At 61.3% G+C, this 15,969-nt stretch carries 16 protein-coding genes and 1 tRNA gene; 2 read left to right on the top strand and 15 right to left on the bottom strand.

Annotated elements, in window-relative coordinates:
• From ACW4DH_RS17125 to rplU, 13 genes are all read right to left on the bottom strand, one after another.
• Positions 1–762: a PilW family protein gene (locus ACW4DH_RS17125; RefSeq protein WP_459637611.1), complete on the bottom strand. Its 762-nt coding sequence runs from the start codon at positions 760–762 to the stop codon at positions 1–3.
• Positions 759–1,220, bottom strand: a complete 462-nt coding sequence (gene pilV / locus ACW4DH_RS17120) for a type IV pilus modification protein PilV (protein WP_459637610.1) — start codon at positions 1,218–1,220, stop codon at positions 759–761. Before pilV ends, ACW4DH_RS17125 begins: the two co-directional genes overlap by 4 nt.
• A gap of 129 nt (positions 1,221–1,349) precedes the next feature.
• Positions 1,350–2,303, bottom strand: coding sequence for a 4-hydroxy-3-methylbut-2-enyl diphosphate reductase (ispH, locus tag ACW4DH_RS17115; protein WP_459637609.1), 954 nt, complete (start codon positions 2,301–2,303; stop codon positions 1,350–1,352).
• 61 nt (positions 2,304–2,364) lie between these two features.
• Entirely contained in the window at positions 2,365–2,811 is a 447-nt protein-coding gene (gene fkpB, locus ACW4DH_RS17110; protein ID WP_459637608.1) for an FKBP-type peptidyl-prolyl cis-trans isomerase, read from the bottom strand.
• Positions 2,812–2,860: 49 nt separating this feature from the next.
• Positions 2,861–3,364 carry a signal peptidase II gene (gene lspA / locus ACW4DH_RS17105; RefSeq protein WP_459637607.1) on the bottom strand — a complete coding sequence of 168 codons (504 nt, stop codon included), beginning with the start codon at positions 3,362–3,364 and terminating at the stop codon, positions 2,861–2,863.
• On the bottom strand, positions 3,357–6,203 hold the full coding sequence (gene ileS / locus ACW4DH_RS17100; protein ID WP_459637606.1) for an isoleucine--tRNA ligase: 2,847 nt from the start codon (positions 6,201–6,203) through the stop codon (positions 3,357–3,359). The genes lspA and ileS overlap by 8 nt, the downstream gene beginning before the upstream one ends.
• Positions 6,200–7,282 (bottom strand): bifunctional riboflavin kinase/FAD synthetase, encoded by a 1,083-nt coding sequence (gene ribF / locus ACW4DH_RS17095; protein WP_459637605.1) that lies wholly within the window; start codon positions 7,280–7,282, stop codon positions 6,200–6,202. The genes ileS and ribF overlap by 4 nt, the downstream gene beginning before the upstream one ends.
• A 77-nt stretch (positions 7,283–7,359) precedes the next feature.
• Positions 7,360–8,883 (bottom strand): murein biosynthesis integral membrane protein MurJ, encoded by a 1,524-nt coding sequence (murJ, locus tag ACW4DH_RS17090; RefSeq protein ID WP_459637633.1) that lies wholly within the window; start codon positions 8,881–8,883, stop codon positions 7,360–7,362.
• Between the two features lie 263 nt (positions 8,884–9,146).
• Positions 9,147–9,413 carry a 30S ribosomal protein S20 gene (gene rpsT, locus ACW4DH_RS17085; protein WP_459637604.1) on the bottom strand — a complete coding sequence of 89 codons (267 nt, stop codon included), beginning with the start codon at positions 9,411–9,413 and terminating at the stop codon, positions 9,147–9,149.
• Between the two features lie 265 nt (positions 9,414–9,678).
• On the bottom strand, positions 9,679–10,821 hold the full coding sequence (gene proB / locus ACW4DH_RS17080) for a glutamate 5-kinase (protein ID WP_459637603.1): 1,143 nt from the start codon (positions 10,819–10,821) through the stop codon (positions 9,679–9,681).
• Between the two features lie 18 nt (positions 10,822–10,839).
• Positions 10,840–12,024, bottom strand: coding sequence for an Obg family GTPase CgtA (gene cgtA, locus ACW4DH_RS17075; protein ID WP_459637602.1), 1,185 nt, complete (start codon positions 12,022–12,024; stop codon positions 10,840–10,842).
• 101 nt (positions 12,025–12,125) lie between these two features.
• On the bottom strand, positions 12,126–12,383 hold the full coding sequence (rpmA, locus tag ACW4DH_RS17070) for a 50S ribosomal protein L27 (RefSeq protein ID WP_459637601.1): 258 nt from the start codon (positions 12,381–12,383) through the stop codon (positions 12,126–12,128).
• 35 nt (positions 12,384–12,418) lie between these two features.
• Positions 12,419–12,730, bottom strand: coding sequence for a 50S ribosomal protein L21 (gene rplU, locus ACW4DH_RS17065; RefSeq protein WP_459637600.1), 312 nt, complete (start codon positions 12,728–12,730; stop codon positions 12,419–12,421).
• A 278-nt stretch (positions 12,731–13,008) separates the two neighbouring features.
• On the opposite strand from rplU, the gene ispB reads away from it, so the two are divergent.
• Both ispB and ACW4DH_RS17055 read left to right on the top strand, forming a co-directional pair.
• The gene (gene ispB / locus ACW4DH_RS17060) at positions 13,009–13,983 is read left to right on the top strand and encodes an octaprenyl diphosphate synthase (protein ID WP_459637599.1); all 975 of its coding nucleotides are present in this window, start codon (positions 13,009–13,011) and stop codon (positions 13,981–13,983) included.
• Between the two features lie 104 nt (positions 13,984–14,087).
• Positions 14,088–14,164 (top strand) — tRNA-Pro (locus ACW4DH_RS17055).
• Between the two features lie 211 nt (positions 14,165–14,375).
• Here the strand turns inward: ACW4DH_RS17055 and ACW4DH_RS17050 are convergent.
• The gene (locus ACW4DH_RS17050; RefSeq protein ID WP_459637598.1) at positions 14,376–15,545 is read right to left on the bottom strand and encodes an alpha/beta fold hydrolase; all 1,170 of its coding nucleotides are present in this window, start codon (positions 15,543–15,545) and stop codon (positions 14,376–14,378) included.
• A gap of 157 nt (positions 15,546–15,702) precedes the next feature.
• The gene (gene csrA / locus ACW4DH_RS17045) at positions 15,703–15,939 is read right to left on the bottom strand and encodes a carbon storage regulator CsrA (protein ID WP_459637597.1); all 237 of its coding nucleotides are present in this window, start codon (positions 15,937–15,939) and stop codon (positions 15,703–15,705) included.
• Between the last annotated feature and the right edge of the window lie 30 nt (positions 15,940–15,969).

Here is a 15,969-nt window from a genome sequence, read left to right as displayed (position 1 = left end):
TCATCCACTCTCGACATTACGCAGGGTGACGACGCGGGTGAGACGTGAACGCATCTTGCGATCATCGAACTTCTTCGCCCCGCCCGGCCAAGAGTAAGACTGTGCTATCGACTCGTCGTAGGTAAAATCCGGCGTCTCGACCAGCAGATCGATCTGCACGGCCCGAACCGTTGACCAGTCGGTGGCGCTCGGCGCCTGGAACTGGCCGGAACTATCCAAGTACGAAAACGCCAAGGCATTGACGCCATCGAGCAACGGTACGGTACTCATGTCCGTGCCGATAGATTGGCATTTCAAGCGACCCTGATCGTCGACATAGAGGCGCACCATGGCAATGCTATAGCCTTCCTTCACCTCTTTGTTACTGCAGGTCATGAGGGGGTGAGTAATATAATCGTTCGGCCGAGATCTCCGATAGCGAATCCAGACTTCATCATCCGCGTCGCTAGTGATCACCTGGCCATCAGCGAAGCTGGGAGCGTCATCCTGACCGCCATCGCTGGGGAAGACTTCGTTCGGATTCATCCAAGAGTCGCTGTAACCGGCCAGCATCAGCTGCCGCGCAAGCGCCTGCAGGACATAGCGCTGTGAATCGTTGAGTTCACTGGTCACCACAGTGGTCTGATAGCTCTGCCGGCTGGAGAGATAGTAGCTGGTCACCAATGTCACCAGTACTAGACCGATGGTAATCGAGATCATCAGCTCGACCAGTCCCACGCCGCGCTGGATGGCCGGCAGCCCTCCCGGTACTTGATGGGTCATAGACGAGACTCCAAGATCACGCACCCTCCCGAGTCGCTATCGACGCCACAACTAGGCAAGGGATCCTCATTGCTCGGTGCCGCCTGTCGCCATTGTAATGAAATCGTCACATGGTATACGCCGTTGGCTCCATTAACGGTGACTGCGGCCAGCCCATGCGGCAACTGGGTCGACACCGCGTTGAGCCAGTCCGCCACGCTATTACAGATATCGGCATCACTACCGCATGCTGCGGCCTGCGTGTCTCCGGAAGCGACCGCGAAGCCCGCAACATTGTTGGGACTCGCCCGGACACGCTCGAGCAGGCCAGCGGCCAAAGATACGGCCTCTATGCGCCAGCGTGCATCACGCGCATCTCGCAGCGTCGTCAGCTGCAACGCAGCCACACCCAGCAGCGCGATGCTGATCAGCAGCAAAGCAATCAAGGATTCGATCAGCGAAACGCCAGCCTGACGCAAGCAGCCTCCATAACTCGCTGGTAAGTATTGTTTCAGTATGTATCAGTAAACCACTTTTCTATAGAGGACAGACGTAAAAAAGCCGGGCTTTGCCCGGCTATTTCGTAGAGAAGCGTTCAGACTATCGGCCTACCCACTGGCAATCACCTTTTCCCGCAGCTCCTTGGGCATGGAGAAGGTGATGGTCTCCTCGCGTCCGGCGAGTTCCTCGGGAGCCTTGGCGCCGAGGCTCTGCAGCCGCTCGATGACGCCCTTGACCAGCACCTCGGGGGCGCTGGCACCGGCGGTGATACCGATGGAGTCGACGCCTTCCAGCCATTCGGGGCGAAGCTGCTCGGCATCGTCGATCAGATAGGCCGGTGTCCCCATGCGTTCGGCGAGTTCGCGCAGACGGTTGGAGTTGGAGCTGTTGACGCTGCCGACCACCAGCAGTAGATCGCTTTCGCTGGCGAGCTGGCGCACCGCGTCCTGACGATTCTGGGTGGCGTAACAGATATCGTCCTTGCGCGGTCCGTTGATGGCGGGAAATTTTCCACGCAGTGCGTCGATAACCCGGGCGGTATCGTCCATGGACAGCGTGGTCTGGGTGACAAAGGCCAGTTGCTCGGGATTGTTCACTTCCAGCTTCGCCACGTCCTTCTCATCTTCGACGAGATAGATATGGCCACCATGGGAAGTGTCGTAGCGCCCCATGGTGCCCTCTACCTCGGGATGGCCGGCATGGCCGATCAGGATGCACTCCTGGCCGCGCCGGGCATAACGCAACACTTCCAGATGCACTTTGGTGACCAACGGACAGGTGGCATCGAAAATCTTCAGCCCGCGCTGCTCGGCCTCTTGCTGTACGGCACGCGACACGCCGTGGGCGGAAAAAATCACGATAACGTCGTCGGGCACCTCGTGCAGTTCCTCGACGAAGATCGCCCCACGCTCACGCAGGGTGTCGACCACGAAGCGGTTGTGGACAACTTCGTGGCGCACATAGATCGGCGGCCCGAACACATCCAGCGCCCGATTGACGATTTCGATGGCACGGTCGACACCGGCGCAGAAGCCGCGCGGGTTGGCCAGCTTGATTTGCATGACTTACCTCGGTCGATGCGAAGTGGAGTGCCGTAAGGGCAAGCGAACATTTGCACTAAGTCTAGTGCGTGGTGGCGGGACGCACCTCGATGATTTCAACCTCAAACGTCAGGGTACGCCCCGCCAGCGGATGGTTGAAGTCGACTTCGACATTACGCTCGTCGAAGGATCTGACCACACCCGGCAACTCACCGCCGGCCGGGTCGGCGAACGACATGACCACGCCTTCCTCGAGCTCCTCATCGCCGAAGTTGTCACGCCCCAGCGTCTGCACATTCTGCGGATTGTGCTGGCCGAAGCCGTGCTCGGGACTGATGGTATAAGCGCCGCTGTCGCCATCGGTCAGTCCCTTGAGCGGCGCCTCGAACCCCGGCGGCAAATTGCCGTCGCCGACCTGGAAAGTGGCCGGCGCCTTGTCGCGCGTCGAGTCTACCACGGTGCCATCTTCAAGCTTGACGGTGAAATGCAGGGTCACCTCCATGCCATCGCCGATACGATAATCGCTCATGTCTTGTCTCCTTGGCGGTGCAGATGCTCGCTTGTCTCCACCCTAGCGCTCAGGTCGCCGGGCGGCGAGCATCACGCACCGAATCGATAATCAGGCCAATCGCCCCCAGGGTGATCGCGGTATCCGCCAGATTGAAGGCGGCGAAATAGTACCCACCCCAGTGGAACGAGAGAAAGTCGATGACGTAGCCATGTACCACTCGATCATACAGGTTGCCCAGCGCCCCGCCGATTACCAAGGCGAGGGAGACCGCCGTCAGCCGCTGATCGGCCTTGAGCCGGGACAGCCATACCGTCAGCCCGATGCTCGCGCCTATCGCGATGACGGCGAATAGCCAGCGCTGCCAGCCGGTATGCTCGGCCAGAAAGCTGAACGCTGCGCCGGTATTGTGCAGCAGCGTCAGGTTGAATACCGGCAGGACCTCGAGCGGGCGACCATAAATCAACTGGGTGCTCGCCAAGGCCTTGGCGCCGAGGTCGAGCACGATCACCAGTGCCGACAGCCATAGCCAGCGCAGCGGATGAGCCATCGGCTTGGCCTGGAACTCAGGCATAGTGCCGCTCTTCACCAGGGCCGTCCGGCAGGTTGGCGATCGAACGTGCCGATAAGGTCGGATGCTCGGGATGTGTGCCTACGTCGGGACGGCGCTCCCAACTGCGCTCATCCTTCTCGTAGGGACTCATGCGCACCGCAACCTTGAGACCGTCGAGTTCGGTGGCATTGGCATCGGTCGCTTCCGCCAGCGGCTTGAGTGTCGCCTCGGAGGTGATCAGCACGAAGCGCAGCTCGTCCTCGAGACGCGTCAGCAGATCATGCAACTCGCCATTGACGAAGAGCGTCACTTCACTGTCCAGTGCGCCCTTGATGATGCCTGCGTTGCGCGCATCCTCGAGCTGCTTGTTGACCGCTTGCTTGACCGTCATGACCCGCTCCCAGAACTGGCGCCCCATCGGCTCATTCTCCGGCAGGGTGACAAGCCGCTGATAATAGGTCTCCAGCAGCACGCTCTCGCCACGCTCCCCCGGGATGTGCTCGTAGATCTCCTCGGCGGTGAACGAGAGAATCGGCGCCACCCAGCGCGCCAGCGCTTCGATGATGTGATAGAGCGCAGTCTGGCAGCTGCGCCGCGCCAAGGAGTCGACCTGAGTGGTGTACTGGCGATCCTTGATGATATCGAGATAGAAGCCGCCCATATCCCGAGCGCAGAAGTCGTGGACCTGCTGATAGACGTCGCGGAAACGGTAGTCGGCATAAGCCGTCTCGATGCGCTCCTGAAGCACCGCGGCACGATCCACCGCCCAGCGATCGAGCGCCAGCATGTCGTCGAAGGCAACGGCATGGCTGGCCGGATCGAAGCCGGTCAGGTTGGCCAGCAAAAAGCGGGAAGTATTACGGATGCGCCGGTAGACGTCGGCGGTACGCTTGAGGATTTCGTCGGAAACCGCCATCTCGCCGGAGTAGTCGGTGGAGGCGACCCACAAGCGCAGGATGTCGGCACCCAACTTGTCCATGACTGCCTGTGGCGCCACCACGTTGCCCATCGACTTGGACATCTTGCGCCCCTGAGCATCGACGGTGAAGCCGTGGGTCAGCAGGCCCTTGTACGGCGGATGACCATCGATGGCGCAGCCGGTCAATAGCGAGGAGTGGAACCAGCCACGGTGCTGGTCGGAGCCTTCCAGGTAGAGATCGGCAGCCGGCCCTTCGCCCTGTCCGGGATGGTCGAAGACGCCCGCATGCGACCCGCGCAGCACGTGCCAGTGGGTGGTGCCGGAATCGAACCAGACATCGAGCGTGTCGGTGACCTTCTCGTAGTCGGCCGCCTCGTCGCCCAGCAGTTCGGCGGGATCCAGACGGGACCAGGCATCGATGCCTTCCCGTTCGATACGGCCTGCCACCGCCTCCATCAGCTCCACGGTGCGCGGATGCAGCTCGCCGGACGCCTTGTGCAGGAAAAACGGAATCGGCACGCCCCAGTTGCGCTGACGCGAGATGCACCAGTCGGGACGGTTGGCGATCATCGAATGCAGGCGAGCCTTGCCCCAGGCAGGGATGAACTGGGTCGCCTCGATGCCCTCCAGGGCGATCTCGCGCAGGGTCCGGCCATCCTCGCGCTGGCGGTCCATGCCCACGAACCACTGCGCCGTGGCGCGATAGATCAATGGCGTCTTGTGACGCCAGCAGTGCATGTAACTATGCGTGATGGTCTCGTGGGCCATCAGTGCACCGGCCTCGTCGAGTTCGCGGATGATCGCCGCGCCGGCCTTCCAGATCATCTGTCCGCCGAACAGCGGCAGATCGTCGGCGTAGACGCCATCGCTCTGTACCGGGCTGAGGATCTCCTCGAAGTCCATGCCGTAGGCACGGCAGGTGACGAAGTCGTCCACGCCGTAAGCCGGTGCCGAGTGCACCACGCCGGTACCGGCGTCGGTCTCGACGTAATCGGCAAGATAGACTGGCGACACTCGGTCATAAAGCGGATGGCGAAAGCGGACATGCTCAAGACTTGTCCCCGGCGCCGTCGCCACGGCTTCGCCTTCCAGCCCGAAGCGCTGCAGGCTGCTCTCCACCAGCTCCTCGGCCAGGACCAGCAGACGCCCACCCACGTCGACCAGCGCATAGCTGACCTCGGGATGCACGTTCAACGCCTGGTTGGCGGGAATGGTCCAGGGTGTGGTGGTCCAGATCACGATGGCGGCCGGCTTGGCCAGGCTATCCAGGCCGAAGGCCTCGGCCAGCGACTGCGGCTCATCGGCCGGAAAGGCCACGTCGATGGCATCGGACTTCTTGTCGGCATATTCGACTTCGGCCTCGGCCAGCGCCGAGCCGCAATCGAAGCACCAGTTGACCGGCTTGAGCCCCTTGAACACGAAGCCGCCCTTGACCATTTCCGCCAGCGCCCGGACCTCGCCCGCCTCATTGGCGAAATCCATGGTCCGGTAGGGATGCTTCCAATCGCCGACCACGCCCAGGCGGATGAACTCCTGACGCTGCCCATCGACCTGCTCGGCGGCATACTCCCGGCACAGCGCGCGCGCCTTGTCGGCCGGCAGATGCTTGCCATAGGTGGTTTCCACCTTGTGCTCGATGGGCAGACCGTGACAATCCCAACCCGGCACGTAGGGCGCATCGAAACCCGCCAGGGACTTCGACTTGACGATGATGTCCTTGAGGATCTTGTTGACCGCGTGCCCGATGTGGATATTGCCGTTGGCGTAGGGAGGGCCGTCGTGCAGCACGAAGGTCTTGCGCCCCTGCCCCGCCTCGCGCAGACGCCGGTAGAGATCGATTTCATCCCAGCGCGCGATACGTGCGGGTTCCCGCTTGGGCAGGTTGCCACGCATGGGAAAGTCGGTTTCGGGCAGATTCAGGGTATGCTTGTAATCGCTCATTGGGGTCCGTCATCATCGCGTCCGGCGGCCGGTGGGCCTGCCGAGGAATCGGTGTTCACAGGCTCGGGTGCCAGAGGCGCCGAGGCCAGCGGGAGTGTAGAACAGAACGCTGCTGCAGGTTGGCGGGTGCCGCACGCTGCGGCCTCGCGGGGAGTCGCCTCGAAGTAGCGGCGCGCCTGGGCCAGGTCGGCGTGAATCTGACGCGTCAGTGCCGCGATCCCGTCGAAGGTCACTTCCCCGCGCAGCCGCGCGCAGGGAATGACGACGAGACGCTGGCCATAGAGATCCTCGTCGAAGTCGAAGAGATGCACTTCGAGTACCGGGCGTGACGATCCCACCGTGGGACGCCAGCCGATATTGGCCACGCCCCGGCATTCGCGGCCGTCAGGCAGGCCCGCCATCACGGCGTAGACACCGCGCAGCGCCAGGGGACGCGGCGGCAACGGAAGATTGGCGGTGGGTACGCCGATGGTTCGCCCCAACTGGCGGTCCGCGACCACGCGCCCGGTCAACTGGTAGGGACGGCCCAGCATGCGCGCCGCCTGGGCAAAATTGCCGCTGGCCAGCAAGGTACGCACCCGGGTGCTGGAGACCCGCTCGTCATCGAGGGTAAAGGTTCGGGTGTGCTCCACCCCAAAACCGCATTCAGGTCCGACCTGCTGCAACAGGGCAAAGTCGCCGGCGCGATCGCAGCCGAAGCGGAAATCGTCACCCACCACCAGATGCCGGACACCCAGCCCATCGACCAGCACGCGATCGATGAACTGGCGTGCGGTCAGGCTTCGCAGGGCGGCATTGAAGGGCAGGCAAAGGATACGCTCGGCACCGTTGGCCGCCAGCAGTTCGACCTTATCGCGCAGCCGCGTCAAGCGTGGCGGCGCCTGGTCGCCGGCGAAGTACTCACGGGGCTGCGGCTCGAAGACGACAACCGTCACCGGTAGCCCGAGCGCCACGGCGCGGCCCTTGAGCTGATCCAGAATCGCCTGATGGCCACGATGCACCCCATCGAAGTTGCCGATGGTGGCGACACAGCCCCGGTCCGTCCGGTGTAGATTGTGCAGTCCCCTGATCAGTTCCATGCGCAGTTCACGGTTGAGTAAAGTGTTCGATTATAACCAAGGGGCCCCGCCCTGACAGTAGATGGCACAGGACTGGCTTATCCTTGCAAGCGAAAGTGTCTCAGGCGTACACCACAGATGGCCAGCCATACGAAGTACGCCGCGCCGCCGCCAAGTACCAGCCCCGCCAGGTGCCAGATACGCTGCCACACGTCCCACTCCAGCCAGACATGCCAGTCAGGCGCCCCCCAGATCAGTGCCAGGGCCAGCACCCCGCAGGCACTGCCCAACTGCCAGGCAAAACGCCCCCAACCCGGCTGGAAGCGCAACACCTTCTGACGCCGCAACCCGCGCGCCAGCAAGCCGGCATTGAGATACGCCGACAACGCCGTGGCCAACGCTAAGCCGGCATGCGCCAGCGGCCAGATCAGAATGAGGTTGAAGACCATGTTGGCCCCCATCGCCAGCATGCCGATGACCACCGGCGTGCGCGTATCCTGTCGTGCGAAGTACCCCGGCGCCAGCACCTTGATCAGCATGAAGGCCAACAGACCGGCGGCATAGGCGCGCAGGCTCTGGGAGGCCATGGCGATGTCATGATCGGTCATGGCGCCATAGTGGAACAGGCTGATCAACAGCGGCTCGGCCAGCAGTTCCAGCGCCAGGGTTGCCGGTAGCCCGATGATCAGCACCGCCCGCAGCGACCAGTCGAGCATGCGCGCGAAGTGCTCGGGCGACTTTTCGGCATGGCGTTTCGACAGTGCCGGCAGAATCACGGTGGCAATGGCGATCCCGAACACCCCCAGCGGCAATTCCACCAAGCGATCCGAGTAATACAGCCAGGACACGCTGCCTGCCGCCAGGAACGAGGCCAATACGGTATCCAGCAGCAGATTGATCTGCGAGACCGAAACCCCGAACAGCGCCGGCGTCATCAGTTGCAGGATACGCCGCACCCCCGCATGGCGGAAATTCGGCCATGGCCGAGGCAGCAGCCCCAGGCGCGCCAGAAACGGCACTTGGAACACCAACTGTGCCGCGCCGGCGATCAGCACGCCCCATGCCAGCGCCAGTGATGGCGTCTCCATCCATGGCGTCAACCAAAGCGCAGCGCCGATCAGACACACGTTCAGTAACACCGGCGTAAAGGCCGGCACCGCGAAACGCTCCCAGGTATTCAGCACACTGCCCGAGAAGGCCGTCAGCGAAATCAGCAGCAGATAGGGAAAGGTCAGCTGCAGCATATCGGCGGTGAGTGCCAACTTGCCCGGATCGTCACTGAAACCAGGCGCAAACAACCAGGCCAGCCAGGGCGCCATGACGATGGCCAGCGCAGTGATCAATGCCAGTACCACTGTCAGGCTGCCGGAAACTGCATTGAGCAGCTCGCGCACTTCGGCGCGGGAACGCTGAGTGGCGTATTCCGACAACACCGGCACGAAGGCCTGGTTGAAGGCGCCCTCGGCGAACAGGCGGCGCATGAAGTTGGGAATCTTGAAGGCCACGAAGAAGGCATCGGCACCACTACCGGCGCCAAGCAACGTGGCGATCACCATATCCCGCGCCAAGCCCAGCACTCGCGAGACCAGCGTCATGGCACTGACGATCAGCCCAGACCGCAGCAGCCCGCCACGCCTGGGCCCTGGCGTCCGGCTGGCGCGAGCCGCGACGGGATCGTCTCGACTTTCCTCCGCTACGTTTGCCGCGGGTTCTTCCGACACCAGCCTCTCCTTACCCTGAGCTCTCGCCCCATGTCCGCCGGATGCAACCCATGCCACACCACCGACGCAGCGCCCTCTTCACTCGGCCACTCGGCATATTCGATTCGGATCGACATCCACAAAAAAACCGGCCGAAGCCGGTTTTTTTGCAGGTAGCAACCGGCTTAGGCAGCCAGCGCCTTAATTCGCTTGTTCAGACGGCTCTTGATGCGCGCCGCTTTCTTCTTGGAAAGCGCATCCTTGTCGGCCACACGGTCGATAACCGGCTGGGCCGCCTGGAACTCGCTCATCGCCGTGGCGTGATCGCCACCCTGGATAGCCTTGATGACGCGCTTGATATGGGTACGCACCATGGAACGCTGACTTGCGTTGTGCTTGCGGCGCTGTTCTGACTGGCGCGCGCGTTTTTGAGCCTGCTTGGTATTCGCCACCGTCTACTCCCTGGAGTTTTGGACAGTAATTTCGATAAAAGATTGATTTAACCGAGCTTTAGCACCGCTCGATCAATCGGCCATAATCGCTGCCGAAGCTTTTCAGCGTCAGCTTTCAACGGGCCATGTCTGAGAGGATGCGGCATTCTATCATGCAGTCCCCGCCCTTGCTACAGCCCGCACCGCTCCTGAGCGACACACCCGCGAGGCGGGGCCTTACGAGAGCGCCCCAACGGCTGCTTGCCGGCAATGATCCACAACGCTTTTAAAGCACGACCAGATTGTCGCGATGAATCAATTCCGGCGCCTCCATATAGCCCAACAGCGCCTCGATCTGATGGCTGGGCTTGCCGAGGATTTGCCGGGCCTCGTCGCTGCCGTAATTCACCAGCCCCTTGGCCACCCGCTCGCCGTTCTCATCGACGCACACCACCATATCGCCGCGCCTGAACGCCCCACTGAGCGCCTTCACTCCGACAGGCAGCAGGCTCGACCCGCGCGCGCGCAGCACATTCACCGCCCCGGCATCCAACGTCAGCGTGCCACGCACCTGAAGCCGCCCAGCCAACCAGCGTTTGCGCGCCGCCAGCGGTTCATGCTCGGGCCGCAGCAACGTCCCCAGTCGCTCGCCTGCGGTCATCAGGCGCAACAGCACCTCAGGCTGACGGCCACTGGCGATAGCGGTCACCGCACCGGAGCGCGCCGCCAGCTTGGCGGCGCGCATCTTGGTGGCCATGCCACCGCGCCCCAACACGCCACCACCTCCCGCCATGGCGGACAGGGCGGGATCATCGGCGCGCCCTTCGTGGATCAAGCGCGCCCCGGGATTGTGTCGCGGGTCGGCATCGAACAGCCCCTCCTGGTCGGTCAGGATGACCAATGCGTCCGCCTCGAGCAGGTTGGCGACCAGCGCGCCGAGGGTATCGTTGTCGCCGAAGCGGATCTCGTCGGTAACTACCGTATCGTTCTCGTTGATGACCGGAATGACGCGCAGATCGACCAGCGTGCGCAGCGCCGAGCGCGCATTCAGGTAACGCTTGCGATCGGAGAGGTCGTCGTGAGTCAGCAACACCTGTGCGGTACGCAGGCCGTGGCGGGCAAAATACTGCTCGTAGCACTGCGAAAGCCCGGTCTGCCCCACCGCTGCGGCGGCCTGCAGCTCGTGCACCGCCGACGGTCGCACCCGCCAGCCCAGGCGTGCCATGCCCTCGGCCACGGCGCCCGAGGACACCAATACCACTTCCACACCGCGCTCATGCAGCGTGGCGATCTGCTCAACCCATCCGGCAATGGCCGCCTCGTCCAGGCCGCGCCCGTCATTGGTCAACAGGGCGCTGCCGATCTTCACCACCACGCGCCGGGCTTGAGTCAACGCGCTACGCTCGGGGACCTGTTCGCTACCTGTCATGCCCGCATCCGCTCCTGCTCAAGGCGCATATTCTACTTCGACGTCATAGTCGTCATCGTCGAAATCTTCATCGTCGTCATCATCCTTGCGCCGGCGCCCCAGACGCGTCTCGGCACGTGCCACCGCTTCAGATTCCATGCGCACGCGTATCTCGCGCTCGCGCTCGGCGGCGTCTTCATCCTCGGCTTCCAGTTGGCGCTGCTCGGTTAACCAGCGATAGGCGGCCTGTACCAGCGCATCGGTACCCTCGCCACTGATCGCAGCGATGCGGAACACCGGCCCTTCCCAACCCAAGCGCTCGACAATGTCATTCGCCCGCGCCTCACGCTCTTCCTCGGGCAACAGATCGAGCTTGTTGAGCACCAGCCAGCGCGGCCGCGCGGCCAGCGTCTGCGAGAACTGCTCGAGTTCACGGGCGATGGCCTGCGTCACTTCCACCGGGTCGGAGTCATCGAACGGCGCCACATCGACGACATGCAGCAACAGGCGGGTCCGGGTCAGGTGCTTGAGAAAACGTAACCCCAGGCCGGCCCCTTCCGATGCGCCCTCGATCAACCCCGGCACATCCGCCATCACGAAGTGCTGATGCGTGCCCAACTTGACCACGCCCAGATTGGGCACCAGCGTGGTGAAGGGGTAATTGGCGACCTTGGGCTTGGCGGCCGAGACGGCTCGGATCAGCGTCGACTTGCCGGCGTTGGGCATGCCCAGCAGCCCTACGTCGGCCATCACCTTCATCTCCAGACGCAGATTGCGACGCTCGCCATCGGTACCGGTCGTCGTCCGGCGCGGAGCCCGGTTGGTCGAGGATTTGAAATGCACGTTGCCCAGCCCGCGGCGACCGCCTTGAGCCACCAGCACGACCTGACCGAGCTCGGTCACATCGGCAATCACTTCGAGAGTATCCTCATCGATGACGGTGGTTCCTACCGGCACCTTGACGTGTAGATCGTCCCCCGCCTTACCGCTCATCTGACGCCCCTGCCCCGGACGCCCGTTCTGCGCCTTGTAGAAGCGCTGATACTTGAAGTCGATCAAGGTGTTGAGCGCGTCGTCGCCGATCAGGTAAACGCTGCCACCATGGCCGCCGTCGCCACCGTCCGGGCCACCCTTGGGCACGTATTTCTCACGCCGAAAACTCAGGCACCCGCTGCCGCCATTGCCGGCTTCCACGATGATCGAAGATTCGTCGACGAATTGCATGTGACATTCTCCCGACGGCTGACATGCCGCCATGATACGAAAAAGCCCCGCCTGAGCGGGGCTTTTCTCGGCTTAACTTCACCGATGCCGTGCGTGGCGCCTCAGGCGGAAACGACACTCACGAACTTGCGGTTCTTGGGACCCTTGGTCTCGAACTTGACCACACCATCGCTCAATGCGAACAGGGTATGATCACGACCGATGCCCACGCCAGTGCCGGCATGGAACTTGGTACCGCGCTGACGGACGATGATGTTGCCGGCGGTGATGGCTTGACCACCGAACAACTTGACGCCCAAACGCTTGGATTCTGAATCGCGACCGTTACGGGAACTACCGGCTGCCTTCTTATGAGCCATTGCAAATACCTCGCTCTTTCAGGGGGTGGTTCCGCTTAGGCGGAAATCCCGGTGATCTTAACTTCGGTGAACCACTGACGGTGGCCCTGACGACGCATGGAATGCTTGCGGCGACGGAACTTGATGATGGTGACCTTGTCGCCACGGCCGTGGGATACCACTTCGGCAGCGACCTTGGCGCCATCGACGATCGGCGCGCCAACCTTGACGTCATCACCATCGGCAACCAGCAGCACCTGGTCAAATTCCAGCGTCTCACCCGTCGCGATTTCAAGCTTTTCGAGCTTCAGGGTCTGGCCTTCCTGGACGCGGTACTGCTTGCCGCCACTTTTGATTACTGCGTACATATGACTCTCCAAACACTCATCGGGGTGGGCTCTTCATCGGCCTGCTGCGAGTGGCGCCCCTTTTGACACCATCTGACAGGGAGCAGGATGAGTTGGGCCGCGGATTATAACTGCGACGACCCTCATCGGGCAAGCATCGGTCGCCTTAATGTGCTAGCCATTCATTTCACCATTTCTCATACTGCCTCGGTGCCTTGACGCCCTCAAGAGCGCCCCCTAGCATAGCGGCAGCCCAAGGCCCGCCTTCGCGAGGCCCAACCTTCGTGACAAGACGACTCATGCAGCCTGACGCATCGCCTATCCATGCGGCGGTGGCTGAGGATTTCGCCGCCGTCGATCGCACCATCCTCGCCCAGCTCGCCTCCCGGGTTCCGCTTGTCGAGACCATTGGCCATTATATCATCGAGAGTGGCGGCAAACGTCTGCGCCCCTTACTGGTGCTGCTTGCCGCACGCGCGCTGGGTTATGCAGGCGACAAGCACGTTACGCTGGCTACGCTGATCGAATTCATGCACACCTCGACGTTGCTGCACGACGACGTGGTCGACGAGTCGGGCATGCGTCGCGGCAAGGCCACTGCCAACGACGCCTGGGGCAACGCGCCTTCGGTATTGGTCGGCGACTTCCTCTACTCACGCTCCTTTCAAATGATGGTGGAAGTCGGCTCGATGCGGATCATGGAGATCCTCTCGGCGGCGACGTGCACTATTGCCGAGGGCGAAGTCCTGCAACTGACCAATGTCGGCAACCCCGACGTCGACGAAGCGGCCTACTTCGAGACGATTCAGGGCAAGACGGCGATGCTCTTCGAAGCCGCCTCTCACAGCGGCGCAGTGATTGCCGGCGCCACCTCTCGCGAAGAGGAAGCCCTGAAACTGTACGGTCGCTATCTCGGCCTGGCCTTTCAGCTGGTGGATGATCTTCTCGATTACCAGGGCGATGCGGCAACCATGGGCAAGAATGTCGGCGACGACCTTGCCGAAGGCAAACCCACCCTGCCACTGATTCAGGCCATGGCCACCGGCAACGCCGAGCAGGCCCAACTGATCCGACGCGCCATTCGCCAGGGCGGCCTGGAGCAGTTGCAAGAGGTGCTCGCCATCGTGCATGAAACCGGCGCCCTCGAATACACCCGCGCCCGTGCCGAAGAGATGGCAAGCCTGGCGCTCGCCCAGCTCGATACTCTGCAGGACAGTCCCTATCGTGACAGCATGATCCGGCTGGCGCATCTAGCTGTGGAGCGTCAAGCCTGACATGGCGCGCCGGGGATATTTTCTGCGGGAAGCCCTGACGAGGGTTGCATGCCACGGCATGATGGGTATAATTCTCCCCCGTCGAGCCAAGCGCTCGACAGCGTCGGAGTGTAGCTCAGCTTGGTAGAGCACTGTCTTCGGGAGGCAGGGGTCGTAGGTTCAAATCCTATCACTCCGACCAGTAACACTAGAGGCCTGCGAGCAATCGCAGGCCTTTTTTATTACCCAGATTCAGCGCACCCACACCATCAGGCCAACGCTGGCGGCAATCTCAGCGCTCCGAGCAGCCCCCTCTGTTAGCCTAATCTTCATCCCGCAGCCAAACGAAAAGCCCCAGTGATTTGGCCAGGATTTGGAATTCATGCGACACCATTTATAAAAAACCAGGCGGCTCAGACTGCATTATTCAATATCATCCATTCGATGATCAGCCTGTCTTCGAAGTTGTGACATTCGCTGTTGATCAACACAGGAATCTCGACTCCCTCCTTGGAGAGCAGGGTCAGGTGAATTTTCTCAGCCTTTCCATGCAAGCGGATCATTTGAAAAAAGTACATTTGATAAAACAATATACTCGACGCCGTCAGGATCGAGTCGACTGACCGGCCTTGAACCTCCTCGCCGCGATAACCAAGCCACTGCAGCAACTTGTCGTTTAACGCTAAAATCTTTCCATCCAGATTAAACGACAGGAAACCACATGGCAGCTGCCATTGCTCGCTTAGCCTTCCTGCCGCCGAAGGCGGCCTGCCGGGCAGGTATTCTCTCATCAGGTCAATGATTTCCTGAGGGTGACTCATGTGCGGGCAGTGCCCCGTTGCCTTCAGGAGCTTAAAGGTACTCTGCGGCATATGCTGGTGAACATACTCACCCACCGCAACCGGAGCGATGGTGTCTTCGGAGGACTGCAGCACCAGCGCCGGAGCAGTCGCCTTGGGCAGGTCATCGCGGTTATCGGAAAAGAAGGTCACTTTGGCAAAGTTACGGGCAATAGCAGGATCAGTCGCGCAGAAACTCTCTTCCAACTCTTGCGTCAGCGCCGGACGCTCGGAGTTCCTCATGATGACAGGCGCTAGAAAGCCAGCCCAGCCAACTTTATTCTTCTCCATCATCTCCAGCAGGCCTTCCAGAGAATCCCGCTCAAAGCCTCCCTGGTAGCCGGACGCCTCGCTCAGATAACAGGGAGAAGGGCCGATCATAATGATCCGCTCAAAACGCTCAGGCTCTTGAATCGAAGCGAGCAAACCGATGATGCAGCCCACCGAATGCCCTACGAAGATCACTTTATTGGCGTCCAGCGCGGCGAGCACATCAAGCACATCCTGGGCATAACCGTGAAGATCAGCGTACTTTTGAATATCATAAGCTTCTACATCGGAGGCACCGGCGCCGACATAGTCGAACAACACGACGCGGTAGTCATCGGCAAACGATGGAGCCACAAACCGCCACATGTTTTGGTCGCAACCAAACCCAGCGGCAAAAATCATTACTTGCGTACCATGACCCGTGACCTTGACATTATTTCTTAAAATGATGTTTCTTTTTATGTCCTGCTGCACCCGCAAAGCCTCTTTGTGATTAGCCCTAGCCAGGGCTGCTTCCCCTAGGCGTAATGGATTGCTCTAGGCAAGGCCACAGCGCGATTAGCGACCAATGGATAGATCTCCATCACCATAAAGCAGGCAGTAAGCATATTCTGCTCATCGCGCTTGATGGCTACTGCACTGCAACAATTTTTTCTTTATATGGCTGCGCTGTGGCATCGTTCTCATTGATGTCCTGCACGACCCCTTCGCGCTGGATACGCTGATAAATTTCTTCGCGATTAACGGCAACGTTCCTCGGAGCATTGATGCCGATTCGCACCTGACTGCCTTTTACTCCTAGCACAGTGACGGTGATGTCATCGCCTATAACCAAGGTTTCCCCAACACGGCGGGTTAAAATGAGCATGTGATCTCCTTTTCAATATGGCTTTGCCGA

This window comes from Halomonas sp. WWR20 (assembly GCF_054602495.1).
The sequence above is the reverse complement of the archived record's forward strand: the minus strand, read 5'-3'. Positions and strand labels throughout refer to the sequence as shown.

Coding starts and splice junctions, on each gene's coding strand:
- ACW4DH_RS17125 (WP_459637611.1), bottom strand. CDS start 762: ATGACCCATCAAGTACCGGGAGGGCTGCCGGCCATCCAGCGCGGCGTG.
- ispH (WP_459637609.1), bottom strand. CDS start 2,303: ATGCAAATCAAGCTGGCCAACCCGCGCGGCTTCTGCGCCGGTGTCGAC.
- fkpB (WP_459637608.1), bottom strand. CDS start 2,811: ATGAGCGATTATCGTATCGGCGATGGCATGGAGGTGACCCTGCATTTC.
- lspA (WP_459637607.1), bottom strand. CDS start 3,364: ATGCCTGAGTTCCAGGCCAAGCCGATGGCTCATCCGCTGCGCTGGCTA.
- ileS (WP_459637606.1), bottom strand. CDS start 6,203: ATGAGCGATTACAAGCATACCCTGAATCTGCCCGAAACCGACTTTCCC.
- ribF (WP_459637605.1), bottom strand. CDS start 7,282: ATGGAACTGATCAGGGGACTGCACAATCTACACCGGACGGACCGGGGC.
- proB (WP_459637603.1), bottom strand. CDS start 10,821: ATGACAGGTAGCGAACAGGTCCCCGAGCGTAGCGCGTTGACTCAAGCC.
- cgtA (WP_459637602.1), bottom strand. CDS start 12,024: ATGCAATTCGTCGACGAATCTTCGATCATCGTGGAAGCCGGCAATGGC.
- rpmA (WP_459637601.1), bottom strand. CDS start 12,383: ATGGCTCATAAGAAGGCAGCCGGTAGTTCCCGTAACGGTCGCGATTCA.
- rplU (WP_459637600.1), bottom strand. CDS start 12,730: ATGTACGCAGTAATCAAAAGTGGCGGCAAGCAGTACCGCGTCCAGGAA.
- ispB (WP_459637599.1), top strand. CDS start 13,009: ATGCAGCCTGACGCATCGCCTATCCATGCGGCGGTGGCTGAGGATTTC.
- csrA (WP_459637597.1), bottom strand. CDS start 15,939: ATGCTCATTTTAACCCGCCGTGTTGGGGAAACCTTGGTTATAGGCGAT.